Origin of the sequence: Pseudoalteromonas sp. CST2 (assembly GCF_028599385.1) — a bacterium.
Lineage (GTDB): Bacteria > Pseudomonadota > Gammaproteobacteria > Enterobacterales > Alteromonadaceae > Pseudoalteromonas > Pseudoalteromonas atlantica.
The window spans coordinates 174,972-201,223 of record NZ_JAQREO010000003.1 but is presented as its reverse complement, the minus strand read 5'-3'; the positions used below and the strand labels follow the sequence as shown (position 1 = coordinate 201,223).

25 protein-coding genes are annotated in these 26,252 nt (G+C 40.4%); 17 read left to right on the top strand and 8 right to left on the bottom strand.

What is annotated here, in order from left to right:
* Positions 1 to 43 precede the first annotated feature (43 nt).
* Positions 44 to 1,729, bottom strand: a complete 1,686-nt coding sequence (locus PSH41_RS05745) for an RluA family pseudouridine synthase (protein WP_273588511.1) — start codon at positions 1,727 to 1,729, stop codon at positions 44 to 46.
* A 70-nt stretch (positions 1,730 to 1,799) separates the two neighbouring features.
* Positions 1,800 to 2,696: a LysR family transcriptional regulator gene (locus PSH41_RS05740; protein WP_273588512.1), complete on the bottom strand. Its 897-nt coding sequence runs from the start codon at positions 2,694 to 2,696 to the stop codon at positions 1,800 to 1,802.
* A 134-nt stretch (positions 2,697 to 2,830) separates the two neighbouring features.
* Between PSH41_RS05740 and PSH41_RS05735 the strand changes: the two genes are divergently transcribed.
* Positions 2,831 to 3,553, top strand: a complete 723-nt coding sequence (locus PSH41_RS05735; RefSeq protein WP_273588513.1) for an outer membrane protein — start codon at positions 2,831 to 2,833, stop codon at positions 3,551 to 3,553.
* Positions 3,554 to 3,638: 85 nt separating this feature from the next.
* On the opposite strand, the gene minE is transcribed toward PSH41_RS05735, so the two are convergent.
* Genes minE through minC form a run of 3 tightly spaced genes read right to left on the bottom strand, consistent with a single transcriptional unit; the run spans position 3,639 to position 5,426 of the window.
* Positions 3,639 to 3,902 (bottom strand): cell division topological specificity factor MinE, encoded by a 264-nt coding sequence (gene minE, locus PSH41_RS05730; RefSeq protein ID WP_004586362.1) that lies wholly within the window; start codon positions 3,900 to 3,902, stop codon positions 3,639 to 3,641.
* A 1-nt stretch (position 3,903) separates the two neighbouring features.
* Positions 3,904 to 4,713, bottom strand: a complete 810-nt coding sequence (gene minD, locus PSH41_RS05725) for a septum site-determining protein MinD (RefSeq protein WP_024031716.1) — start codon at positions 4,711 to 4,713, stop codon at positions 3,904 to 3,906.
* Positions 4,714 to 4,718: 5 nt separating this feature from the next.
* Entirely contained in the window at positions 4,719 to 5,426 is a 708-nt protein-coding gene (minC, locus tag PSH41_RS05720) for a septum site-determining protein MinC (RefSeq protein WP_004586360.1), read from the bottom strand.
* 155 nt (positions 5,427 to 5,581) lie between these two features.
* Between minC and PSH41_RS05715 the strand changes: the two genes are divergently transcribed.
* Both PSH41_RS05715 and PSH41_RS05710 read left to right on the top strand, forming a co-directional pair.
* Entirely contained in the window at positions 5,582 to 5,869 is a 288-nt protein-coding gene (locus PSH41_RS05715; RefSeq protein ID WP_004586359.1) for a YcgL domain-containing protein, read from the top strand.
* A complete protein-coding gene (locus PSH41_RS05710) occupies positions 5,862 to 6,878 on the top strand; it encodes a lytic murein transglycosylase (RefSeq protein WP_024031714.1) in 1,017 nt (338 codons plus the stop codon). The genes PSH41_RS05715 and PSH41_RS05710 overlap by 8 nt, the downstream gene beginning before the upstream one ends.
* Positions 6,879 to 6,932: 54 nt before the next feature.
* Here PSH41_RS05710 and PSH41_RS05705 read toward each other — a convergent pair whose 3' ends face one another.
* The 3 genes from PSH41_RS05705 to PSH41_RS05695 all read right to left on the bottom strand — a co-directional run bounded on the left by PSH41_RS05705 (position 6,933) and on the right by PSH41_RS05695 (position 11,537).
* Complete coding sequence (locus tag PSH41_RS05705; protein WP_004586357.1) at positions 6,933 to 7,484, bottom strand: GbsR/MarR family transcriptional regulator; 552 nt, start codon at positions 7,482 to 7,484, stop codon at positions 6,933 to 6,935.
* A 154-nt stretch (positions 7,485 to 7,638) separates the two neighbouring features.
* Positions 7,639 to 10,056, bottom strand: a complete 2,418-nt coding sequence (locus tag PSH41_RS05700) for a TonB-dependent receptor (protein ID WP_273588514.1) — start codon at positions 10,054 to 10,056, stop codon at positions 7,639 to 7,641.
* Between the two features lie 209 nt (positions 10,057 to 10,265).
* Positions 10,266 to 11,537, bottom strand: a complete 1,272-nt coding sequence (locus PSH41_RS05695; RefSeq protein ID WP_273588515.1) for a Xaa-Pro dipeptidase — start codon at positions 11,535 to 11,537, stop codon at positions 10,266 to 10,268.
* Positions 11,538 to 11,689: 152 nt separating this feature from the next.
* Between PSH41_RS05695 and PSH41_RS05690 the strand changes: the two genes are divergently transcribed.
* The 14 genes from PSH41_RS05690 to PSH41_RS05625 all read left to right on the top strand — a co-directional run bounded on the left by PSH41_RS05690 (position 11,690) and on the right by PSH41_RS05625 (position 26,154).
* Positions 11,690 to 13,531 carry a DUF885 domain-containing protein gene (locus PSH41_RS05690; protein ID WP_273588516.1) on the top strand — a complete coding sequence of 614 codons (1,842 nt, stop codon included), beginning with the start codon at positions 11,690 to 11,692 and terminating at the stop codon, positions 13,529 to 13,531.
* A gap of 95 nt (positions 13,532 to 13,626) precedes the next feature.
* Positions 13,627 to 14,139 carry a YcgN family cysteine cluster protein gene (locus PSH41_RS05685; RefSeq protein ID WP_024031710.1) on the top strand — a complete coding sequence of 171 codons (513 nt, stop codon included), beginning with the start codon at positions 13,627 to 13,629 and terminating at the stop codon, positions 14,137 to 14,139.
* Complete coding sequence (locus PSH41_RS05680) at positions 14,139 to 14,651, top strand: RNA methyltransferase (protein WP_004586351.1); 513 nt, start codon at positions 14,139 to 14,141, stop codon at positions 14,649 to 14,651. The genes PSH41_RS05685 and PSH41_RS05680 overlap by 1 nt, the downstream gene beginning before the upstream one ends.
* Positions 14,652 to 14,741: 90 nt before the next feature.
* The gene (locus PSH41_RS05675) at positions 14,742 to 15,629 is read left to right on the top strand and encodes a substrate-binding periplasmic protein (protein WP_273588517.1); all 888 of its coding nucleotides are present in this window, start codon (positions 14,742 to 14,744) and stop codon (positions 15,627 to 15,629) included.
* Between the two features lie 84 nt (positions 15,630 to 15,713).
* Complete coding sequence (locus PSH41_RS05670) at positions 15,714 to 16,967, top strand: sugar MFS transporter (protein ID WP_004586349.1); 1,254 nt, start codon at positions 15,714 to 15,716, stop codon at positions 16,965 to 16,967.
* Between the two features lie 246 nt (positions 16,968 to 17,213).
* On the top strand, positions 17,214 to 19,103 hold the full coding sequence (locus tag PSH41_RS05665; protein ID WP_273588518.1) for a methyl-accepting chemotaxis protein: 1,890 nt from the start codon (positions 17,214 to 17,216) through the stop codon (positions 19,101 to 19,103).
* A gap of 3 nt (positions 19,104 to 19,106) precedes the next feature.
* Positions 19,107 to 20,204, top strand: coding sequence for a GGDEF domain-containing protein (locus PSH41_RS05660; protein WP_024031705.1), 1,098 nt, complete (start codon positions 19,107 to 19,109; stop codon positions 20,202 to 20,204).
* Complete coding sequence (locus tag PSH41_RS05655) at positions 20,201 to 20,815, top strand: DsbA family protein (protein WP_273588519.1); 615 nt, start codon at positions 20,201 to 20,203, stop codon at positions 20,813 to 20,815. Before PSH41_RS05660 ends, PSH41_RS05655 begins: the two co-directional genes overlap by 4 nt.
* Positions 20,816 to 21,047: 232 nt before the next feature.
* A complete protein-coding gene (locus PSH41_RS05650; RefSeq protein ID WP_004586345.1) occupies positions 21,048 to 21,800 on the top strand; it encodes a DUF3450 domain-containing protein in 753 nt (250 codons plus the stop codon).
* A 10-nt stretch (positions 21,801 to 21,810) separates the two neighbouring features.
* Positions 21,811 to 23,178: a MotA/TolQ/ExbB proton channel family protein gene (locus PSH41_RS05645; RefSeq protein ID WP_273588520.1), complete on the top strand. Its 1,368-nt coding sequence runs from the start codon at positions 21,811 to 21,813 to the stop codon at positions 23,176 to 23,178.
* A gap of 3 nt (positions 23,179 to 23,181) precedes the next feature.
* Positions 23,182 to 23,709 carry a MotA/TolQ/ExbB proton channel family protein gene (locus PSH41_RS05640; RefSeq protein ID WP_029772985.1) on the top strand — a complete coding sequence of 176 codons (528 nt, stop codon included), beginning with the start codon at positions 23,182 to 23,184 and terminating at the stop codon, positions 23,707 to 23,709.
* 51 nt (positions 23,710 to 23,760) lie between these two features.
* Positions 23,761 to 24,174, top strand: coding sequence for an ExbD/TolR family protein (locus PSH41_RS05635; protein WP_004586342.1), 414 nt, complete (start codon positions 23,761 to 23,763; stop codon positions 24,172 to 24,174).
* A 12-nt stretch (positions 24,175 to 24,186) separates the two neighbouring features.
* On the top strand, positions 24,187 to 24,792 hold the full coding sequence (locus tag PSH41_RS05630) for an energy transducer TonB (protein ID WP_029772986.1): 606 nt from the start codon (positions 24,187 to 24,189) through the stop codon (positions 24,790 to 24,792).
* A gap of 33 nt (positions 24,793 to 24,825) precedes the next feature.
* Positions 24,826 to 26,154 (top strand): CDC27 family protein, encoded by a 1,329-nt coding sequence (locus PSH41_RS05625; protein ID WP_273588521.1) that lies wholly within the window; start codon positions 24,826 to 24,828, stop codon positions 26,152 to 26,154.
* Positions 26,155 to 26,252 lie beyond the last annotated feature (98 nt).

The window sequence follows — 26,252 nt, the reverse complement described above, 5'->3', positions numbered from 1 at the left end:
TTTTTCATCCTCAAAATAGATCACTTAATTATGCGAATTGGTATTAAAAATCGGGCGCTACGCTGAACGTTAAACGCTTATGTGTAATAGGGTGATCTAGCGCCAAATACTCGGCATGTAAGTGTAACCTGTTGGCTTTTTTACCGTAATGTGTGTCACCAATAATAGGCATATTCAGCCCTAAGTGATGAGCACAGTGTACCCTTAATTGGTGAGTGCGTCCTGTTTTAGGGTAGAGCTGTAGGCGTGTAATATTGTCTTTTCGTTCAAGTACCTGCCATGTAGTAAGTGCGGGTTTGCCGTTTTTATAACAAACAAGCTGGCGTGGCTTATCGTCAAAATCAAGTCGCAATGGCAGCTCTATCTTGCCACTGTCCTTAGGCACAATACCATCAACCAGCGCAATGTAACGTTTATCAATAGTGCGGGCAATAAATTGCTTTTGTAGTGCTTTGTGGGCTCGTTTATTGAGCGCCACCACTAATAAACCTGATGTAGACATATCTAGTCTGTGCACAATTAACGGGCCTGTAGCGTGTGGAAATTGCGTTTGAATACGTAAATACACAGAATCTTCAATATTGACACCTGGTACAGATAAAAACTCGCTGGGCTTGTTTACAATAACAATATCATCGTCTTGATAGACTATCGGCAACGTTTTACCTTCAGCAGGGTTAACGAGTAGCGGGTTATCTTCTATGCTGAGGCCTTTTAACATGTGCGATAAAATAGGTTGGCACTTACTGTAGCAAGAAGGGTAATAGTTTTTATGTTGGCGTATTGCCGATTTAGGTGCGGCCCCCCACCAAAATTCAGCCATAGCCACTGGCTTTAAATTATTAAGATAAGCGTATTGTAATAGCTTGGGTGCAGCGCAATCTCCCGCACCTGATGGCGGAGTATGCTCTGGCAATGCTGCAAATATGGCATTGAGATCTTTAACTTCATGCTCTGCATTTAAAAACTGGTACTGTGCAAACACTTGCTTTTGTAAGTTTTTAGATAAAACTTTACGGCGTTTTTTTAACTGTTTTATTTCGTCGTGTAGAGCATTAAGCGCCTGCTGTTGCTGAGTTATTTTATCGTGCCAGTGATCTTTTATGCTTTGATAGTATTTTTTATCTTCTATGCTTTGTTTGGCCAGTTCATTCAAGCTTGCTTGTTGCTCAGGCGTTATTGCTTGGCTGTGCTCAATTACAAGTGCACTGCGCGCCTTTTTACGTGTTTTTCTATTGGCTTGCATTACGCTTTGTTGAGCGTGTAACTGCTTATCAAACGCGGCTTTATCGGCATTTAATGACGCTGTTAATTTATTCAATGTACTTGCATTTTCTAGGGCATGTATTTGCGCATTTATCTCGTTAATTATTTTACTTTCTTTTAAATAACCCACATCTTCAAGTGCCATTGTAGATACATTAGGCACGCATTTTATATCGGTATTTAAATTTTCAAGCTGGCCTGAATACGCCGCTAAAAAGCCAAGTTGTTGTTGCTGGTTTTTTACAACCAGTACACCAAACATTTTGCCATCATTCGTTGCTGCATTGCTGCTGTCATTTTCGTTATACGGTAAATGCGTTTCAAGTTGCTGCTGCAATTGTGTTGCGGCTAAAACAGATAACGGATGAGGCTGGTAGTAAAACGGAAACGTAAATTTATCTGGAAGCGCTATAGAATCTACAGAGCAATCAAATAAAGTAAAACAAAAAGCGTGATTTAACATAGCAAAGTAATAGCAGGCATAAAGCAAAGTAATGGGCCCATAATAACATATTCACTTAAGGGGTACTTGCTTAATCCTCTGCGGTTATTAAACCGCGCTTAGCTAAAAAGCGCACTAATAATAGTGTTAGGTTTTCTCTGCGTGCATTATTTGGCCATACCGCATAGTATCCAAGCGGCTTGAGTTGCCAGTTAGGTAAAATGTGAATGAACTCTTCTCCTGCTAATTGTTTTTTTACTAGGTTTTCGGGCAATATGCCAAGACCCAAGTTTTCAGATACAAAGTGACTTATTGCAAGCGCACTATTTACATTTACGCGCGACTTTTCACAAATACACACCACTTCGCCATTTGGAGAGGTAAAATCTACAGTGCTGCCGCGCATACTAAAATGAACCCAATCCCACTGTTTTAAATCGTTTGGGTGCGTAGGGGGTTGATGCTTACTCGCGTACTTACTTGAGGCAACTAAAAAGCGTTTACTCTCTCCAATTTTACGCGCCATGAGTGAGCTGTCTTCTAGCCAGCCAACTCGAATACTTAAATCGAGTCCTTCATCCATTATATTTATTACTTGGTCTGTGTAATTAAGAGACAAGTTCACTTTTGGGTAGGTTTGCACAAATTCTGCTATCGCGGCTGAAATTTCGGAGCTTGCTAAAAAGGCGGGCAGCGATATTTTTAAAGACCCTATAGGCTGATCACCCACAGAGTTAATTTCGTTCAAACCTGCCTCTGCGTGTTTTGTTATGTTTTCTACGTGGGCGTAAAATTTTTCACCTTCAGGGGTAAGCGACAATTTACGGGTTGTTCTATGTAATAAAGTGACGCCTAAAAACTGTTCTAAGTCAGAAACACTATGGCTAACACGTGAAGGTGCTATGCCAAGCTCCTTAGCTGCAATACGAAATGAACCGCCAGCAACCACTTTGGCAAAAATAGCCATGTGTCGTAAATAGTTAATCATTGTTCTGAAAGTCGGAATTGTATTGTGCCGTTATTGTATCTATTCGCTTGTGTATCTAAAAGTTATATTAACTGCGAATTCAACATTAGCCTTACAGTCCAATAATTTGGTTGTTAAAAAAATCAGGAATGACAATGAACACATTACAAAAAACTATAGTTGCCGCAATTGCTTTAGCGTGTACCACGCCTACTTTAGCTAGTGCAGAGGGATTTTATGGAACTGCACATGTAGGCTATAGTTCGCAAGCAAATGACTCTCAAGCCATTGGTAACAATATTGCCGTAGATAGTGATTTTCCATCTGAATTTGATGCCGGTGAGGGCAGTGTAGGCAGTATTGGTTTAGGTTATCAGTTCAATCCTCAATTTAGAGTAGAGGCGCGTATTAGCTATCATGATACTGACTATAGCGATACAAAAGTTGGCGTGGGTGCACGCGAAGGTGAGCAGTATGTATTAAAGGGGGATTTAAAAACTACCACTTATACAATTGAAGGCTTTTACGATTTTGATAACAGTACCGCGTTTACGCCTTATATTAAAGCGGGGTTAGGGGTTGCCGATAACAGCTATTCTGCAAAATTAGGTGGTGCAGGCATTAGCGCCTTCGACGCATTCGATGGAAATGTTGATGGCTATTACGATGCGTATGCTGATGACGATTCAACTGAATTTACATGGAATATTGGTGCAGGGGTTAACTATCAAATAACTAAAACTATCTCGTTATACACTGAGTATCAATACATTGAATTTGGTGATGTGCAAACGGGGCAAGATGCATTTACTGATGGCTTTAAAATTGACAGTGCAGCAAGTCATGAGTTTTTACTTGGTTTACGTGTAAACTTTTAAATTTAAAACACAACACAATGCACCACATACGTGTAGTGAGTGTGCAAAGCAAAAAGCGGCATTTAAAATGCCGCTTTTAGTTGTGCTACTTTTTTTCTTCGTCAGGTAATGTCACGTTGAGCTCAAGTACCGCTAAATCATCTTCGTTTTGATCAAACTGTACCTGCACTGCATCAGTGTTTACATTTACGTACTTACGGATCACATCTAAAATATCTTGTTTTAATTGTGGTAAGTAATCCGGTGTTCCGCGTTGCGAACGCTCGTGCGCGACAATGATCTGCAATCGCTCTTTTGCTAATGACGCGCTATTTTTCTTTTCTGAGCGGAAGTAGTCAAGTAAAGACACATTAACCTCCAAAAATCCGTTTAAATAAGCCTTTTTTCTCAACATCTAAGAAGCGAAAATCGACTGTTTCACCAAGTAAGCGATTGATTGCATCAGCGTATGCTTGCCCTGCATCTGAATCACCATCAAGTATTACTGGTTGGCCTGAATTAGACGCACTTAATACCGCTTGCGACTCAGGAATAACACCAAGTAAAGGAATCGACAGAATATCTTTAACATCTTCTACCGATAACATTTCGCCTTTTTCAACTCGCTCAGGGTTGTAGCGTGTTAATAATAGGTGTTCTTTAATATTTTCTAGGCCTTCTTCAGCACGTTTTGATTTGCTGTGTAAAATACCTAAAATTCTGTCTGAATCTCGAACCGAAGATACTTCAGGGTTTGTTGTTACAATTGCTTCATCAGCAAAGTACATCGCCATCATTGCGCCGGCTTCAATACCTGCAGGTGAATCACACACAATGTAGTCAAAGTCTTCTTTTAGTTCGTTTAAAACGCGCTCTACGCCTTCGCGGGTAAGGGCGTCTTTATCACGTGTTTGTGATGCGGGTAGTAAAAATAATTTTTCAACCCGTTTATCTTTAATAAGCGCTTGATTTAGGTTGGCTTCGCCGTTTATTACGTTTACAAAATCGTATACTACGCGGCGCTCACACCCCATAATTAAATCTAGATTACGTAAGCCAATATCAAAATCGATAATAACTGTTTTATAGCCTTTTAAAGCTAAACCGGTGCCTATTGCAGCACTTGATGTTGTTTTACCAACACCGCCTTTACCAGAGGTAACGACAATTACTTTTGCCATGAGATTTATCCTTTAACCAAAGCTGAAATTTCTAATGATTCGTTTTTTTGTTGTATTTGTACTGCATTGCCCCAGTGCTCACCTTGTAATGAGTCGCTGATCCAGTAATTGCCATCAATTGAAACCAATTCGGCTTCGAGCTTTTGGCAATAAATGCAGGCGTCTTTAATCCCTTTTGCACCTGCAATAGCACGCCCGCGTAAGGTGCCATAAATATGCACATTACCATCGGCTATTACTTCTGCACCATGGCTAACTGCACCAAGTACAATTAAGTCTCTGTCTTTTGCATAAACTTGCTGCCCTGAGCGTACCGTGCCATTAATTACTTGCGCAGGTAGGTACACGTTTTTTTCAACTATAGAGGTATTAGGCGCCTCTTGTTTAACGGGTGCACTTTTAGCATCTTGCGAGTAATTTAGTACAGAAAGGCCAGCGGCTTTAGCTTGCGTGTGTTGCTCATCTGAGCCATTACAAACACCTACAGCATTAAAGCTCATACGCTCAATGAGAGATTTTAAATGTACAAAATCAAGTGAGCTGTTTTTAATTTCTTCTAAATTAACAACAATAGGCGCTCCTTCAAAAAAACGAGGAGCTTGGGCTATTTTTACATACAACTGTTCTGCTAGAAGGGCGATATCAGTGCTATAAAGATGCAATACTGACAACGTGAAAAGGTTCCCTTTTAGCTCAAAAATTTGTTCCGACATACACGCTCAATTGATTTGTCTGATTAGAAATTAATTTTAGATAAACGTAGGCTGAATAAGGCCTTTAATGAAATTTCTAATCTAATTTTTCTAACTTATTATTACTCTCATGTTATAGTGTGCGGCAATGTTAAGCAAGATTAAATAGGGCCATTATGCTCACTGCGGTATATAAAAGTAAGAAAAAAGCGGATACCTTCTTATTTGTTGAAAAAAGAGATGATTTTAGTAAAGTGCCTGAACCTTTACTGGCTATGTTTGGTCAACCTATTTATGTAATGATTATCAATTTAGCAAAGCGTGATCATTTAGGCGGTGCCGACCTTGAAACAGTAAAAGCAGCGTTAGCTGACCCAGACAAGGGTTACTATTTGCAAATTCCGCCGCCGGAAGAAAATTTACTTAGCCAATTACGAAAAGAAAACGGAGTTGATAGTGATTAAAAAGTTAGCCGTAATTTTATGCTCAGTGTGTTTAAGTGGCTCTGTAGTTGCTAAAACGCAGGCCGAATTTCAAACTTATTTAAGTGACTTAAAACAAGAGGCCATTGCTAAAGGGTACGATAGCAAGTTAATAGATGATGCATTTGCGACTGCCTCATACAAAGAAAAAGTTGTATCGGCTGATAAAAACCAGCCAGAGGTTAAAGAAACTCTCGAAACCTACTTACCAAAACGTGTACCGCAATGGAAAATTGATCGTGCACGTAAACTCTACGCAGAAAATAAAGATGTACTTGAACAAGTTGCAAAAGAGTTTGGCGTACAAGCACGCTTTATAGTGGCATTATGGGGCCTTGAAAGTAACTTTGGCACAATACAAGGTGGCCATAATGTTATTTCATCGCTAGTGACGCTTGCCTTTGATGGTCGTCGTGAAGCACTTTATAAGCGCCAGCTTTGGGCAGCATTAGATATTTTAAAGTCAGGCCATATTACGCTTGATAAATTTAAAGGCTCTTGGGCTGGAGCAATGGGGCAAACTCAGTTTATGCCTACCTCTTTTAACGCCTACGCTGTTGATTACAATAACGACGGCCGTAAAGATATTTGGACCACCAAAGAGGATGCATTTGCATCGATTGCAAATTATTTAAAACAAGAAGGTTGGGATGACTCACTAACTTGGGGTCGCCAGGTAAAATTACCTGAAAATTTTGACAGTAAATACGTGCTAAAACGTGGCACTAAAACACGTAAGCAATGGTTAGAATATTGGAACGACTCAGAGCGCTCGCTTGCAGACTGGCAAGCACTGGGTGTACGCAAAGCTGACGGCTCTGACTTACCTAATGTTGATGTACGCGCTGCACTGGTAATGCCTGATGACATTAATGGGCGTATGTACTTAGCGTACGATAACTACAAAGTGTTTATGCACTGGAACCGCTCATATTACTTTGCCACCAGCGTGGGCTATCTATCAGATAGAATTGGTTATCCAAAAATATAATTTATACGCTGTTGTGTAATAAAAAAAAGCCGCTATGCGGCTTTTTTTATTTGTTTAATCATGTTCTTTTTTAAATATTTTATCTTTTAAATCGATAACCTTGCCAATTCCTGAACCAAGCTTCATTAGCTTATTAAGCTGCTCTGGGCTTAAGCGTTGTAACTCAGAAGACCACTTAGTAACCGTTTCGAGTAGGTTGTGGATTTCGCCCATTTGCTTTTGTGCATAGCGCTCTTCTTCGTTGTTTGCTTCGTCTAAAAGGTTATCACGTAGCAAACTTAGGGTAGGGTCTATTTCACGCTTTTTACGTTCTTCAAATACGCGATTAGCCATATCCCAAATTTCACCCGCTGGGGCGTAATATTCTTTACGATCACCAGGGATATGATGCACTTTAATTAATTGCCATGACTGGAGCTCTTTAATTCCCATGCTTACATTGCCACGCGAGATACTTAGCGCATCGGCAATCTCATTTGCGGTCATGGGCTCTTTGGTGATGATCAGTAAACCGCACATTTGGCCAATCGTACGATTGAAACCCCAACGGCTGCCCATTTCACCACAGTGCATAACAAAGGCTAAGTTTTTTTCAGATAGACTCATAGCTTTTTAAGTTTCAGTAAATTCAGAAAGTAATGCTAGCACGCTTATAAATTATAGCAACGTTTAGCCTGGTATCTTTTGTAGAGTATTAAATCAAGATTAGGTTTAATTTACTCCTACTTTTTGTAGGAGTAAATTAATTGCTTAGGCAGGGTTAAAGTGTGTAGCTAAAGCTGAGCTTAGCGTTGCGCTCTTCGCCTGGCATACCACCTAAAAACATGGCTTTAGAGTAGTACTTTTTGTTAAACAAATTGTTTAAATTAAGCTGCATGTGCCATTTATCAGTGGTGTACGAAACTGCTGCGTCGTACACCGTGTAGCTTGGTACATAGCCATCAGGAATACTAAACGAGCTAGAGTTTGTGCTTCTGTTATCTACAAAAGTAACACCGCCACTGATGTTAACAGCTTCAGGTAGGTTAAACATATCTGCATAGTAGGTAACCCACGTACTTGCCGTTACATACGGTACGCCTTTTTGGCGTGTGTCGTAACTGCTGCTATTTGGGTTAGATTTATCGCGGGCATCTTGGTATACGCCGTTTACATTTACTTTCCATTGCTCGTTTAAGTGCGCATTTAAATCGAGTTCAACGCCTTTGGTTTGCTCTTCACCATCGTAGTAGCTCTCTACTACATCAGGCCCAGACACACCGGCTTCATACAGTGGGTTTGTGTATTCAAGGTTTGTACGCGCGCTTTCAAATACCACCAGTGATGCTAAAAGCTGATCATCAAATGCTTTAAATCTAAAGCCTAAATCGTTACTGATAGACTCAGAGTCTTCACGGTCGGCCTCTGTACCTGCTACTGAGCCTAATACACTGTAGGCAGTACGGCCTTTCGCGTGGTTTATAAACACGGAAAAGTTTTCAGTAGGCTGATACGTTGCGCCTAAGTTATAAGTTAAGCCACTGTCTGATGTGTTTGCTTCAGGCGTTGGCTCAGCGCGGCTTGAGCTATAACGCTCATCTACACCATAGTGCTCATATGTTTGCTTAATGCGATTATAAGCAACACCAACTCGAGTTGTAAGCTGCTCAGTAATATACCCTACGTGTTGAATACCTAAGCCCCACGCTTGTACTTTTTTGTTGTAGTCACTGGTTTTTAGCGGGTCGTAGTCATCAAAACTGCCTGTTGGCCAATTTGGCGAGCGCATATCATAAATATATGGCAGCGTGCCTTGGTAAAGTACATTTCCTTCGCTGTCGTAAATAACTTTGTCTGCATCGTAAATAGAGTACTGTTTAAAGCGAATGTCTCTGTCTTCGTAGTTTGCATTAACCAGTAATTCGTTATCCACGTCGCCTAACATAAAGTCATAGCGCAAATCTAAGAAATACTGCCATGACTTTTCATCAGCCTCTACTTGACGGTATTCTTGGCGTCGCGCTGCAAATGGGTAAAGCACACCGTCTTCAACTAACGGGGCACGCGGGTCGTTATTTATAATGCCATCGCGTGTTGAATACACATAATTAAACGCGCCAGTTTGACGAGCAAAGCTTGATGTGTAGTTACGGTACTGTAACTGCTGATTTAAAAATAAATCATCTGTAATAAAGTAATTATGGGTTAGCTTAAAGCGAAGCTCTTCACCTTCATTATCATCCGCCATAGGAGAGATAATACCGTTAGTACCAAAATCGTACGGGGTAAGGCCATCGGTTGATGAAAGCGACTGTGCCAATTGTGTTTGTTGAGCCGCAGTTAATTGAACACCATTACCAGATGGGTCATTTACTAAATCTGCGCCAGTTACTTCACCTGCAGTTAAACCATTGGCGGTTTCTGCGTTATAAATTCGAATAGGGTGGCCAATAGAATCTACTGCAATTGAGTCTTTAATATAGGCAGCAGAGAGCATGATATCTTGCTTGTCGCTTAGTATGTATTTAAGCGAGGTATAAATTTCGTCGCGGTCTTCTTTTAAATCACGAAAGCCATCGCTTGAGGCCGTTTTAGCCATTACGCGATACGCTAGGTCATCGGTAATCGCATTGGTGCTATCAAAGGCAAGTGAATAACTATCCCATTGGCCAAGTTCGGCAGATATTTTATGTTTTTCTTCAAACTCAGGCTTTTTTTCTATCAGATTTATAACACCACCAGCACTGCCTATACCATATAAACCGGTAGCAGGGCCTTTAAGTACTTCTACCGACTCAACATTAGTGAGTGAACGAGTTGGGTTAAATGTATTACCTAAGCCTGCACCGCCATACATACCATCGTAAGTGTAATTAGCATCAAGACCACGAATGACTAAATTGTCGCCTATACCGTAGTTATTACCGGCTTGAGTTAAACCACTTACATTACGTACAAGTTCTTGTAGGCTATCTACACCTTGTGACTCTATAAGTTCACGGTCAATAATAACAACCGGTGCCGGTGTTTCCATTAACGACATGTCTGATTTAGTTGCAAGGCCTGAGCTCATTACAACTTGGTTTTGCTTTTCGTAAACGCTGATGCGCTCAATGTCTTTTTCAGCCGTTGTTGCAGCAACCGCTAATGATGCGTTTAAACACGCAAGTGTAACAAGAGAGTATTTGAATTTTTTCATATTGATAATTATTCGCATTCCATAAAGTGTGCGAATAGTAATAGTTATTATTCGTTAAGTGAATAAAAAATTCTAAAAAAGTGAAATTAATTGCGTAGTAGGTGAGTTATTGTTCTGAAAAGTAAATTTAAGGTTAAATTAATGCGGTAAATAAAAAGCATGAAAGTGTAAGCTTTCATGCTTTTGTAAAATAATACATTAATTAATGACTATTTTTTATAAACAACGCCTGCTTTCATAACAAAAGGAATGCGCTCAAGCACAGAGATATTTTTAAGTGGATTACCTTTTACGGCAATAATGTCGGCTGCAAACCCTGTTTTTAGCTGACCCAGTTTATTATCCATTTTTAATAGCTTTGCACTGTTAATGGTGGCAGCCTGTATTGCTTGTAGTTCGCTCATGCCAAATTTAACCATACGGCTAAATTGTTTGGCGTTATCGCCATGAGGGTAAATAGCAGCATCGGTACCAAATACCATATTTACACCTGCTTTTACTGCGCGGTTAAAGCTGTCGCGCTGCTTTTTAGACACTTGGCGTTCTTTATTGAGATTTTCTTCATCTACCCCATTTTGCTCACCAAAGCTCAGTGTGTATTCTGTATTATAAATATCCATTGATAACCACGTGCCATGTTTTTTAGCAAGTGCGATGGCTTCATCATCTAAAAAGCTGGCATGTTCAATACTATCTACGCCGGCTTTTATAGCTGTTTTAATACCACTTGTGCCATGCGCGTGAGCGGCTACAGGTAAATCACGCATGTGGGCTTCATCAACAATGGCTTTCATTTCTTCAAATGAATACTGCTGTACACCTACTTTTGTACCTTTAGAAAAAACGCCTCCCGTGGCGCAAAACTTAATGGCATTAGCGCCATACTTTATGTTTTCACGTACTTTTACACGTGCAGCCCATGGGCCATCGGCTACCCCTGTTGAAGTGTATTTTAGCTCTGGTGGTAAGCGGTTATTATCGCAATGTCCGCCTGTGATCCCAAGCGAAGGGCCAGCTGCCCAAATACGCGGGCCTACAATATCTCCGGCGTTAATACCATCACGCACTGCAATCACGCTATAGCCTTCGGCTCCTACATTTCTTAGGGTAGTAAAACCAGCAAGCAATGTTTTTTTAGCAAAGTGCGCGGCTTTAATGGCCATGCGCGGTACCGACTGACTTAAACGCTCACTTCGAGATACCGTAGGGTCGCTGGTCAAATGTACATGCATATCCATAAGGCCCGGCATTAAAGTGAGCTCGGGTAAATCAATATGCTGATCGTTTTTGCTCATGCTCGGCTTTTTGTTTTGTGCAACGTTAGTGATCACCCCATTATCAATGGTGATCAGCGGCGATTGAATAACCTCGCCAGTTTGTACATCTACCATGGCTTTAGCAGATAAATAAGTAAGGGCTTGCGCGTTAAAGCTTCCTAAACACATAAGTGCAACGGAGGCGCTGAGTAGCTTTTTTTTCATTGTTTTTTCTTCTGGTGGCGGTTTAATTAATTGAAATGTAACAACCTAATATAAAAGTGTAAATATAATAGGTTAATCGCCACTTATCGTAATTTCTTTATTAACGCAGGTTAAATGCGCATAATCGGCTGACGATACTAAAAAGGATTACCATGAAATCAATTAAATTAGCCTTAGTTGCCAGTGGCGTTATGTTTGCTTTAAGTGGCTGTATGAACACACAAACCAGTAATAACACTGGCAATAGTGCACAGCTAAACACGTCAAACGCACCTGCAGCTATTGTTTCAGAGCTCTCTTATGAGCAGCAATTAGATGTACTTGTAGCACAGTACTACAACGAGTTACTCAGCTTTAAACCTATAAATGCAACTTATAGTGGTCGCAGTGAATTTAATGCTAAGTTTACCCCCGCAATTTCTCAAAAAAATAGGGCAAAAAAAGCCGCGTTTTACAAAAAGTATCAACAACGTTTAACACTTATTGATAAGGCGCAGTTAACAGGGCAAGCGTTACTCAGCTATGAAATATTACAAAGAGATTTAGCACTTAATTTAGAGGGAATGCAATTTCCAAGCTATATGCTGCCTATTAACCAAATGGCGGGAGCGCATAATACCTTTGCAGGTTTTGGCTCGGGGCAAAGTGCGCAGCCATTTAATACCGTAGAAGATTACAATAATTTTATAAAACGAAGCGAAGGCTTTATTACGTGGCTAAGCAGTGTAGAGCGCGCGATGGCGAAGGGGATTAAAGCGGGCATTACCTTACCAAAACCATTAGCTAAAAAGCTTCAGCCACAATTTGCTGCGCATGTGGTTAAAAATGCAGAGGATTCGTTATTTTGGGGACCAATTAAAAACTTACCAGCCTCATTTACCGCACAGCAAAAGCAGCAAATAACGGCGCAATATAAAGCACTTATTATGCAGCAATTAGTGCCTGCATATAAAAGTATGAGCGACTTTTTAGCCAATCAATACATTCCTCAAAGCCGAGAAACGGTAGGCTATAGCGACTTGCCTAATGGTAAAGCTTGGTATGAATATCAAATTAAAAAAAATACCACGTTGAGCCTTTCTGCAGATGAAATACATGAGATTGGTTTAAGTGAAGTTTCGCGTATTTTAAGCCAGATGAAAAAAGTAAAACACGAGGTAGGTTTTAACGGCACTTTGGATGAATTTTTTCAGCACTTACGTGATTCGGACCAATTTTATTACGATACGCCAGAGGCATTAATTGCAGCATATGAAGATATAAAACAAAAAATAGATGCGCGCGTCCCTTTACTGTTCGATGTTGCGCCTAAAGCCCCTTATGTTGTAAAAGCGGTTGAACCTTATCGAGCCCAATCTGCAGCGGGTGCATCTTATGCAGCGCCGGCACCTGATGGCTCTCGACCAGGTATTTTTTACATCAATACTTATAACCTAAAAGCGCAGCCAAAATTTTTATTAGAAACGCTCTCTATACACGAAGCCGCGCCAGGCCACCACTTTCAAATTGCTTTACAGCAAGAAATAGATGGCCTACCAGATTTTAGAAAATTTGGTGGCTACACGGTATTTGCAGAGGGCTGGGCGTTGTACGCAGAAAGCCTAGGAAAAGAGCTGGGTTTATTTACAGACCCTTATATGTGGTACGGGCGTTTGGCCGATGAGCAACTTAGAGCTATGCGCTTAGTGCTTGATACAGGCTTTCATGCAAAAGGCTGGACTCGACAGCAAGGTATCGATTACATGCTGGCAAATTCGTCAATGGCTAAAAGCGATGTGATAGCAGAAGTTGAGCGTTATATTGCATGGCCTGGCCAAGCACTGTCGTACAAATTGGGGCAATTTAAAATTCAACAATTACGTGACTACTCTAAAAAAGAGTTAGGTGATAAGTTTGATATTAAAGCGTTTCATACGCAAATATTGATTGATGGCGCCTTGCCGATGCCTATTTTAGAGGAAAAAATTAAACGTTGGGTTGCTGCCAGTAAATAGCAAAATGCGCAAAGCCCGTACAAATAAAGGCACGGGCTTTGCGCACGCTGTAGCAATACGTTAGAATGCGCGCTCTTTAGGGGCGCGAGTAAATTATGTTTGATCAAGAGTTAGCAAATACACAGTTTTGGCTTAAAAAAAGCTTAGCCGATATGAACCAAAACGAATGGGAAGCGATTTGTGATGGTTGCGGAAAATGCTGTTTAAATACCTTTATTGACAGTGAAGATGAAGACGAATTTACCGCCACCGATCAACTACGTGAAGGTGAAGAGCTTATTTTCACCAACATTGTTTGCCAATACCTTGATAACAATACCTGTGGTTGTAGCGAATACGAAAACCGCCAAACGCTGGTCCCTTCTTGCGTTAAACTGACCAAAGCCAACCTTAAAGATATCTTTTTTATGCCGCAAAGCTGTAGTTATCGCCGTCTCCACGAGGGGCGAGGTTTAGCTTCTTGGCATCCGCTATTAAATCAGGGTGACAAAACCCAAATGCATGCGCTTGGTATTTCTGTTAAAGATAAAACCGTAAAAGACTGTGACGTAAAGCTCGATGACTTTGATTTATACATTGCTGAGTGGCCAACAAAGGATTGCGACTAATGAGCGAGCTTAAGGCTGTAATAGGTTTAATTAATCCTAAAAGCCCTACAAATGTTGGCGGCGTTTTACGTGCCGCGGGTTGCTATGACGCTAAACAAGTATTTTTTACCGGTAGTCGCTACTTAAATGCTAAAAAGTTTCATACCGACACTAAAAATGTTGTTGAGCGTATTGCGCTTACGGGCACTGATAACCTACTCAGTGTAAAACCTGAAGGCGCAAAGGTTGTGGTTATTGAGCTGATTGAAGGCGCCACTGCGTTACCTGATTTTAAACACCCTGAAAACGCATTTTATGTATTTGGGCCAGAAGACGGCTCAGTACCAAAAGAGGTTTTAAAATGGTGCGATGAAGTGGTTTACGTACCTACAATTGGTTGTATGAACCTTGCGGCCACCTGCAATGTGGTACTTTACGACCGTTTAGCCAAACTTGGCGGGGTGGAGAGCAGCGACTCAACTATTATTAATTCTCGTGATACCAATAATAAAATGAAGTGGGTAAAAGCTTAAGCACCCACAGCTGTAATTTTAATTAAAATTTCTTTTACTTTATGTACTAAGTTCTACACTTTAGGAACATATTGTAAATGAAATTTAATTATGCGTTTATTTTTAATCCTCATACTCTTTTCATCTTATTGTTTTGCTGAGGTTCCTGTGACCTACATGCAAGATGATACTCGTCACACTATAATAGGTGAGCGCTATAAATCGGGTTACCTATTTAGCGCGCCTAACAGTAAAGGCACTATCCATGTGGTAACCGAAGATTGGCCGCCTTACATTGGGAACAAACTTTGTAACAAAGGGTGGGTATACCAATTTGCGGTATCTACATTTAACAGTGCCGGCTATAATATTTATATTGAATTTGTACCCTGGGCTAGAGCTGTCAGAGCCGTTGAACTAGGCAAAGCGGATATTTTATTGCCAGAGTACTTTATTGAAGATACAGCCCCTTCTGATTACGTACCAAATCATACTCGTCGAAAATTACTTGGCCTTTCAAATTCGTTTTCGGGCGGCAATATCGGTTTTTTAAAACGCAAAGGCGAGCCCGACAGGTTTAATGGCAATTTAAAGTCGCTTAAAGGCGCGCGTATTGGTGTTGTAAGAGGGTACCAAAACACCCCTGAGTTTGATGCCATGATGGATAATAATGAGTTTATTATTATTCATGCCGTAGACGACTTACAACTTGTAAAATTACTCGCTGCGGGACGTGTAGATTTAATAATAGGTGACCCTGAAGTGCTAACTTACTCAGTAAAGTATGCCTCTTTAGCTGAAAATGAAAAACGCGCTTTACTCAGTGCCGTAGAGCCAGAAAGTAAGGTAATTCAATATAACCCTTTATATTTTGCGATAAGTAAAAAAACACCAAACTGGCTCACTGTTTTAGAAGATATTAATACAGCTTTATACAAATTTAAAAATAGCGGCGAAACCCAAAGGATGAAACAGGCCTTATTAAATGAATGTGATTAATTGTAACGTTCCAATTATTTTGTACTTATATTATGTCGCAAACGTGTAAAATCATTTTCAACTTGTTAATGGAGTGAAAATGACGTGAGTGAAATAAATACCAATCAATCATTTGCGGTCAAAGAGCAACAAAATAAAAATTACCTGTTACCGCTGACTGCAATGACCACACTGTTTTTTTTATGGGGTTTTATTACCGTTTTAAACGACGTACTAATCCCTCGTCTGAAAGGCGTTTTTGACCTAACTTACTTTGAAGCAATGCTCGTACAGTTTTGCTTTTTTGGCGCCTATTTTATTGTCTCTATTCCAGCTGGAATTTTGGTTAAACAATTAGGTTATAAAAAAGGCATACTCACTGGCCTAGTGGTTGCCTCAATTGGCTGTATGTTGTTCTACCCTGCGGTAGTGGTGCATGAATACTGGTTGTTTTTAGGTGCTTTATTTGTACTGGCTGCTGGTGTAACTGTTTTGCAGGTTTCTGCGAACCCGTATGTAGCTGCTTTAGGGCCAGAAAAAACCGCCTCATCTAGGCTAAATTTAGCGCAAGCACTTAATGCCTTAGGGACAACCGTAGGCCCGTATGTTGGAGGTATCCTGTTTTTTGGTACCGCAGGTACATTAGCGGCAAGCGCTGCTTCTGCTGAATCTGTAAAAGTACCTTATTTAATGTTAGCAGCGGCCTTACTCATTATTGCTATCGTATTTGCCTTTATTAAGCTTCCTGAAATAGAAGGCCATAAAGAAGAAAATAACCCGGTTAATGAAACTCGCTCACTAACACAGGCACCTCATTTAACAATGGGCGTATTTGCTATATTTTGTTATGTCGGTGGTGAAGTGGCTATTGGTAGTTTTTTAGTTAACTTTTTTGGCGAAGCACATATAGCTGGACTTGAAGAACACGCTGCTGCTGCACTGATCAGTTACTATTGGGGCGGAGCAATGGTTGGCCGTTTTATTGGCTCTGCTGCGCTACAAAAAATAGCGCCATCTAAAGCATTGGCTTTTAATGCCTGCATGGTAATTGCCTTATTACTTGTAACTATATTTACGCAAGGCAATGTAGCCCTGTACGCGGTACTGGCCATTGGTTTATTTAACTCAATTATGTTCCCGACTATATTTTCTGTAGCGATAGAACGCTTAGGCTCATTAACCAGTAAAGGCTCTGGTTGGTTGTGTTTGGCAATAGTAGGGGGTGCCTTGGTGCCGTTATTACAAGGTTACATTGCTGATGTTGTTAATATTCAGCAAAGCTTTTTTGTTCCGCTAGTGTGTTATGTATTTATTGCTTGGTATGGCTTAAACGTGGTTCGTTTAGCTAAAAAGTGGTAAATACTCCCCGATGAAAGAGCGACTGAATACGTATTCAGTCGCTTTTTTATTGCCATTTTATAGGAACGTTCCAAGTGCGGGTTTGTTTTTAAAAAAATAGAGTTGTTACAACTATATACCGAATAGAGCTGGTTCTTTATTCTTATTTTAAGTACATAACCTGCTTATCTACCTCATTAACGACGACATACCTTTAAATTTTTGCTAAAAATATAATTAATAACAAAAAAATAAAAAAGGGCAGTCATGCTTAACTCACTTAAATTCACCTCAAAAGTGACTATTGCAGCATCTATGGTACTGGTTATTGTACTGGGTTTATTTGCTATAAATAATTACATCGCTATGCGTAACCAAACGCAACAGCAGCTCGACTTAGTCCTTAAGCAAAATTCAGAATCTACCTCACAAAACATTGCAAGCTGGCTTAACGCTAAACTCACCATAGTAAAATCGATTGCGCAAACTCACAAAAACAGTGATCCAAAACAGTTAACCCTTGCTCAGCTTAATACTGCCAAATACGCTGGTGGCTTTAAAAACACGTATATAGGTAAACCAAGTGGTTTATTTATACTTAACGATCAAAGCATTGTGTTACCTTCTGATTTTGATGCCACCTCGCGACCTTGGTATAAGTTAGTTGAAAATAAAAGCTATACCGCATTTACCACCCCGTATATTGATGTAACCACCAACGAGCTGACTATATCTGCAGTTGTGCCCATTCAAAGCAATGCCCGCTTTAGTGGTGTAGCGGGTGCAGATATAGACATGCACGCAGTGACTGAAATAATTAACGATATTGATTTTTTAGGGTTAGGGTATGCTTTTTTAGTAGATAAAAATGGCCAAGTGCTAAGCCATCCTAATAGCGAACTTAATTTAAAAAACACCTCCGAATTATTTGGCCAACCTACCGCGCTTAATAGCGAATTTACACAATATGATATAGCGGGTGAGCCGCATTTGATATCGTTTACTAAAATACGTGGCATAGATAATGTTGACTGGTATTTAGGTGTCGTTATTAATAAAAACCAAGCCTATGCAGAGGTGTCTCGCTTTGGTGTTAACGCGCTTATTTACATGTTAGTGGGAATTGTGGCCATTATTGTGTTTATGCAATTTTTACTGCGTTACTTAATGCAACCTATGGCGCGCCTAAATGATGCACTAGAAGATATTGCAAAAGGCGAAGGCGATTTAACCAAACGTTTAAAGGTTGAAAACAATGATGAGTTTGGCCAAATTAGTCACTCGTTTAACATTTTTATTGAAAAAATTCAGCACTCTATAGAACACGTTAAATTAACGACTGAACAACTCGATAGCGTAATAGCCAGTGTGGTGTCGCAAACACATTCTTCACTAGCCATGCACCATGACCAAACAAAACGTACTGATAGTGTGGCCATGGCGGTTAATAATTTTTCGCAATCGGCTATGGCTATTGCTAATAACGCCAGTGACGCTTCTGTAATAGCTAAAAATGCAGATGAGCATTCAACACAAAACCAGCAAACCTTATTGCACAGCGTTAATAGTATTCATCAGTTATCAGCCAATATGGAACAAGCGCAACACACTATTAATAGCCTTAACGCGCATACAATTAGTATTGGGCAAGTGCTTGAGGTGATAAAAGGTGTGAGCGAGCAAACCAACTTACTTGCATTAAATGCGGCAATTGAAGCTGCAAGAGCAGGCGAGGCTGGGCGCGGTTTTGCTGTTGTGGCTGATGAGGTACGCCAATTAGCACATCGTACTCAGCAATCAACCCAAGAGATTGAAGATACCGTAGGGCAACTACAAAGAGGCTCAAACCAAGCGGTAGAGCTGATGAAAACAAGCATTCAAGACAGTGAAAAAAGCGTAGAGCACGCTGAAGGTGTGAGCGTGTTAATGGGCCAAATAATAGAGTCAATAAAACAAATTAGCAGTGCTAATCATAGTGTTGCCAATGCCACTGTTGAGCAAAACGACCTTGTTAAAGTGCTCGACGCAGACATTACAAGCATGAGTGAGTTATCGGTACAAAGCCAAGAAAATTTAAAAAACACCCTCAATGAATGTACTAAACTTAAACAACAATTTAGTGATTTAGAGCAAATGGTTCAAAAGTTTAGAGTTTAAAATATGCCAAAAAAATCGGTTACAGGACAAAGTTGGTTAAGCCTTATTAACATAGATAAGGTGTATAGCTCGGATAAACAGCGCCAAGCATTTTCACTATTCACCATGATAGCCATTGCTATTATTGTTATCTCTATGTTGGTGGTGTTTAACTACACGGTGTATTCGCCTATTCTTACCACGTCGTTAATAGCGGTTAATATTACGCTTATTAGCGGCACTTTTTATTTTATAAAAACAGCCAAGCTGGAAATGGTTGCACTTATAAGTATGTGTATAGTGTTTATTATGTGTGTGGCCCTTACGTATACCGGCGGAAAAGAAAATACCGCGCTTTATTGGCTAATGTTTTACCCTGTAGTGTGTTTTGCCTCTTTAGGTGTAAAGCATGGCTGCAGGCTTGGCTTAGGCTTATTACTGTGCTGCAGTGTTATTTTATACGGGCCTGATTTTGGGCAAGTTAACTATGGCGGTATTGAAAAGTCTCGGTTTTTAGCCTCTTTTACACTGGTGTTTATTTTTTCGTTTATAGGTGAATATTTCAGGCATAAAAGTCACCTGGCAATTGCTGATATAACCCTTGCGCAAACGCAAGATGCCTATACAGATCAGTTAACGGGTGGCGCTAACAGGCGTTTCATTACCGCTCACTTTTTAAAATTAGCTGCTAAAACGCCCGAAAACTACCTGCCGTTTTCTATTTTATTACTTGATTTAGATTATTTTAAACGACTAAACGACACCTATGGTCATGATTTTGGCGATACAGTGTTGATAGAATTTACCAAATTACTTGATTCACAATTTCCAAACTCCGCAGTTAAAGCCCGTTATGGAGGCGAAGAGTTTGTGGTGATTTTACCTAAAGAAACAGCCCCAGTGGCTACAAAATTAGCCGATGATTTTAGACAATGTGTCGCAAAACAAGCTATTTTAACCAGCGATAATAAACGGGTATTTATTACCTGTAGTATTGGTGTGGCACAGGTTGATGATGTGGATCATTACAGCCGTGCACTTAAACAAGCAGACGAATACCTGTACCTAGCTAAAGAGCAAGGGCGTAACAAAGTTGTATCAAATCACACAGGAACACTATGACTCAAACTAAACTTATATATGTACACGACCCTATGTGCAGTTGGTGCTGGGGATATAAACCGACGTGGTTAAAACTAAAAGCCGCATTAGCTTCGCAGCTGACTATAGAATACAAAGTAGGGGGGCTTGCTCCAGATAGCCAAGAGCCCATGCCAGAAAATATGCGCGCCATGCTCCAAAGCACGTGGTATAAAATTAGTGAGATGTTGGGCACACAGTTTAATTTTGATTTTTGGCAGGTTTGTCAGCCAAGGCGCTCTACTTACCCAGCCTGCAGAGCGGCGATTATTGCCAGAGCGCATAATAAAGAGCCACAAATGATAGAGGCAATTCAACATGCTTATTATCTACATGCTCAAAACCCATCTGATGAAAGTACTCTAATTACCTTAGCTGAAAAAATAGGCATAGATAAACAACAGTTTACCGAGGAACTTTGCTCTGAGGCTTTGAATCAAAAATTACATGAGGAGTTAGCATTTAGTGCAAGCTTGCCAATACAAGGCTTTCCTTCGTTAGTATTAATAACTGATAATAAAGCCATTGCAATTAAAATAAATTACACCGATCACCAGCAAACACTAAACACAATTAACGCTTTATTAGCTTAACAACTAGCCAAAATGCGTGTATTTGCTGCTTTAATACACGCTTTGCATATAAACACCCCGATATAAGACGCAAATGTTACAGCTGTAACAAAATAGACTTTTTTGCGCAACATGCCTGTCATTATTCATCTATACAATTTCACTCATTGAAAATCTTTAGCCTAAAACAAGTTAGTTTAGGCTAAAACAACAAACTAGCAAATCCGCTAATTAACGAGTAAAGGTGTATGCGATGAAAGGCGTTAAACCATTGATCTTAGCTGGTATTGTAGCAGCAAGTGCTGCAGTACATGCCAATGATTTAGAAAAGGTTATCGATAAAAGCAGTGAAATAAATAAATCAGCTGCGCAATCACAAACAAAAATAGACAAGATTGCTGATTCAATGCAAGGACGTCTTCAACAGTTTAAAACCCTTAATAAAGAAATTGATGGTTTAACTGTTTATAACGCGCAATTAACTAAACAGTTAAATAACCAAATTGAAGAAATGGAGTCACTTAACCTTTCAATGGATCAGGTCTCTATTATTGAGCGTCAGATCACACCACTAATGCTGCGCATGATTGAAGGGCTTGAGCAATTTGTAGCACTTGATGTGCCATTTTTGCAAGAAGAGCGCACTAAGCGTATTAGCTCTTTAAATGCCATGATGGACCGTGCAGATATTAACTCAAGCGAAAAATTCCGCCGCGTATTAGAAGCATACCAAGTAGAAGTTGATTACGGACGCACTATTGAAGCCTACACCTCACTGTTAACGGTAGACGGTAAAGAGCGTGAAGTAGACTTTTTACGCATTGGCCGCTTAGAGCTTATTTATTTAACACGTGATGGTAAGCAAGCTGGTAGCTGGGATGAAGAAACAAAGTCGTTTGTTACTTTACCAGACTCAACAATTAGCCAAATCAACAAAGGTTTACGTATCGCACGTAAGCAACTTGCCCCAGATATGTTAACTCTGCCAGTACACGCAGCAGAATAAGAGGTTGAAGATGAAACTGTTTACTCAAATGACAAAAATGGCCCTTTTTGCTGCAAGCCTAAGCTTTGCAGGCGCAAGTGTGGCAGCTGAGCCTATGGACTTAGACTCACTATTAAAAACACTTGAAGAAGGCAAATCGGCTCAAAGCGCGCAAAACAAGCAACGCGAACAAGAATTTATGGCGCGCCAAAACGAACAAGTGCAAATGCTTAACAACACACAAGCAAAACGTAATCAAATGCTTGCTGAGTCTGAGCGCTTAGAAACACAGTTTGAAGAAAACGAAATTAAACTTGCTAACTTAACAGAAACACTGTCTAAACGAATGGGTTCTTTAAAAGAGCTATTTGGTGTGCTTCAGCAAGTTGCAGGTGATTCTAGCAATAAGTTTGCTACCTCTGTGGTATCAGCTGAAATTGCGGGTCGTAGCACATTTATGGATGAGCTAGCACAAAAAATGGGCTCTACTTCAAAGCTTGCCTCTATCGAAGATATTGAAAAAGTATGGTTTGAGCTACAACGCGAAATGACAGAGCAAGGTAAAGTAAGCCGCTTTACTACCGATGTAATTGTACAAGGTGGTGAAAAAGCACAACAAGAAGTGGTACGTGTAGGTGCTTTTAACTTAATCTCTAACGGTAAATACCTAGAATTTAACCCAGTAACAAATACCTTAAGCGAGTTAAATCGCCAGCCTGTAGCACGTTTTACTGCAACAGCTGATGAGTTACAAAATGCAAAAAGTGGTGTTGTGCAGTTTGCACTTGACCCAACGGGTGGCTCAATTTTAGGTTTATTAGTGCAAGCACCAGATACCGAAGAGCGTGTACACCAAGGTGGTACAGTCGGTTACGTTATTTTAGGTGTAGGTGTTATTGCTTTACTTATCTCACTTGAACGTTTTTTCTCATTACTGATTATGGGCGGTAAAATTCGTCGTCAACTTAAAGATGATGTAGCACGCGATGACAACCCACTTGGCCGCGTAATGAAAGTAAAAGATCAGTTCCCTGATGTTGCCCACGACACGTTAGAGCTTAAATTAAGCGAAGCTATTTTACGTGAAATGCCAAAAGTAACGCGTAATTTAACGCTTATTAAAATCATCTCGGTGGTGGCGCCGCTGCTAGGTTTACTAGGTACAGTAACCGGTATGATCAACACCTTCCAAGCAATCACATTATTTGGTACAGGTGACCCTAAACTAATGGCTGGTGGTATTTCGCAAGCATTGGTAACAACGGTGCTTGGCTTAGTTGTGGCAATTCCTACGGTATTTTTATACACCCTACTTAATACACGCGCTAAAAACATTCTGCTTACTATTCAAGAGCAAAGCGCAGGTATTATCGCACAGCGAAGCGAGAAGGGAGCATAAACCATGGTGCTATTGATTGACTCAATCAATGCTATCCGTGATTTTCTCGACACTGGTGGCCAAGTCCTCTTGGTCATCGGGGTGTTAATCTTCGCGATGTGGTTATTGATACTCGAGCGATTTATTTATTTTTTCAAAGGTTTTCGTAGTTACAAGCAAAACGTAAAAGCGCAGTGGAAAAACCGTGCAGAGCGCAATAGCTGGAATGCTGAGCAAATACGGCAGGCGATGATTTCACGTGCTTCAATGCGTTTAGACACCAACTTAGCACTGATAAATGTAATGGTTGCATTGTGTCCGCTACTTGGCCTGTTAGGCACAGTAACGGGAATGATTGAAGTATTTGATGTAATGGCAATTACCGGTACGGGTAGTGCGCGCTCTATGGCATCAGGTGTTTCTAAAGCAACTATTCCAACCATGGCAGGTATGGTTGGTGCACTTTCGGGTGTATTTGCCTCTACGTTTTTACAGCGTAGAGCCAAGCGCGAAGTTGAACTACTTGAAGACAGCATGGTTTTAGACCATTAAGTAACATTTTGATAAGCGGCTTATAGAGTCGCTCATCCTAGGAGAATAAAAATGAGAGCCCCGTTAGGAAACCTATTACAAGAAGACGAAGCTGAAGAAATTAACATGACCCCAATGTTAGACGTTGTATTTATCATGCTTATTTTCTTCATCGTTACCGCCTCGTTTGTTAAAGAAGCCGGTATTGATGTAAACCGCCCAGAAGCCGCAACAGCGGTTAAAAAAGAACGCGCTAATATTTTAGTGGCTATTTCTGATACAGGCGAGATTTGGATTAATAAACGTCAAATCGATGTACGTGCAGTGCAAGCCAATATCGAACGTTTAAAAGCAGAAAATCCACAAGGGAGCGTGGTTATTCAAGCTGATAAAAAAGCCACCACTGATATGTTAATCAAAGTAATGGATGCGTCGCGTGCTGCAGGTGCGTTTGATGTTTCAATTGCTGCACAAGATGCGTCTTAAGGGTTAGCCATGTTGCGATATTTAGTAGCATTAATAGTAGCGGGTGTAGTGACCTTTATGCTGTTTTTAGGCATGCAGGCACTGATCACCGGTGGTGAAGGTGCCATGTCGGAGCCAGTAAAAGGAAACGTTTTAGACTTTGTACGTTTGAAAAAAGAAGAAACGGTACAAAAGAAAGAGCGTAAACCGCAAAAGCCACCTACACCAAAAGAGCCACCACCGCCTATGGAGTCGCCGCAAATGCAAAATAATGATGCAAACGCGGCCAGCAATAATTTTGATTTTGGTGCGGATGTAGGCAGCGACGTTGACCTAGCGGGTGGCTTAGCGCTTGAAACAAGTGATGGTGAATACCTACCCATTGTAAAAGTAGCTCCAGTGTATCCGCGTCGTGCTTTGTCGCGTGGTATTGAAGGCTATGTAATTGTTGAATTTACAGTAACTAAGCAAGGTACTGTACGTGACCCGCAAGTAGTAAAAGCGGTCCCTGAGTCACTGTTTGATAGAGCAGCGATGGATGCCGCACTTAAATTTAAATATAAACCGCGCGTAGTAAATGGTGAAGCCGTTGAAGTAGCGGGTGTTCAAAACAAAATATCTTTCCAAATTAATGGTTAACTTATCTTAATTGGATGAAATAGCGAGGCGATTATGAAATTACTACCTACAGCTAAAAATTTAAAACTGGCATTATTTTGCACTGCCGCGATCGGTGCAAGTATTGTTGTGCCAAGTACGCTAAGCCTTGTGCCGGGGCTAAACGTAGCAACTGCTCATGCAGAGCAAGAGCAAAAAACAAGGCGTGTACCTGCACTGCGCGAAAAGGTTTATAGCCAGCTTGCTCGTGCGCAAAAGCTCGCTGACGATGGCGATGTAAAAGGCGGCCTTGAAGCACTTGATAGCATTCAAGAGCGAGCTTCAAGTATGAACTCGTACGAAATTGCGATGATGCATAACTTTTATGGCTTTATTTATTACAACGAAAATGATTTACCAAAAGCCATTGCCTCGTTTGAAAAAGTGGTAGCCGAAGAGGCTATTCCTGAATCATTACGTTTAAGTACCACGTTTAGCCTAGCGCAGCTTGCAATGGCCAACGGCGAGTATAAAAAAGTTATCGCGTTTTTAGATAAGTGGGATGAAATAAATACCAAACCTATTACAGAAGGGTATTACTTACTTAGAGCGCAAACTTACTACCAGTTAAAAGAATACCCAAAGGGGCTTGAGTACATTAATCAAGTTATTGCTCTTAGCGACAGCGAAGGTAAAACCCCTAAAGAAAACTGGCTGGTACTACAGCGCGCTATGTATTACTCACTTAATCAAACAGATAAAGTAGTGGCAGTGCTTGAGCGCATGGTTAAACTTTACAATAAACCAGAGTATTGGGTTCAGCTAGCTGGTATGTACGGAGAAACCGGCAAAGAAAAAGAGCAACTAGCAGTAATCGAAGCGGCGTATCAACAAGGCTTTTTAAAAACCAAGTCTGATTTAAGACAATTATCGCAAACTTACCTTTATAACGGCCTGGCATACAAAGCAGCAAAAACAATGAGTGATGCGATAGAAAAAGGCATTGTAGAAAAATCAGCGAAAAACTATGCCTTTATTGCAGAGGCCATGATTCAAGCTAAAGAAGATGAAAAATCGATTAGCTACTTCGCAAAAGCGGCTGACCTATCAGAGCATGGTAAGTACGATCAACGCCTAGCAGAAGTGTTTGTTAACACTGAGCAATACGAAGAAGCGGCTGATGCTGCGCGTAAGGCGCTTGATAAAGGCGGTCTTGATTTTGAATCAAACGCTTACGTTGCGCTAGGTATGGCACAGTACAATATGCAAAATTTTGATGCGTCTATTTTAGCGTTTGAACAAGCCCAAAAGCATGATAAATCACAACGTTTAGCAAAGCAGTGGATTAAATATGTTAAGCGTGAAAAAGTGCATGCGCAAACACTTAAAGCCGCGTTACTTTAACTTTATACCCTAACGCTATTTTACAAATAATAAAGCGTTTACCTATTTCATAATCGCAACACCAAAACCGCCTTAGGGCGGTTTTTTTCGTTGTTAAA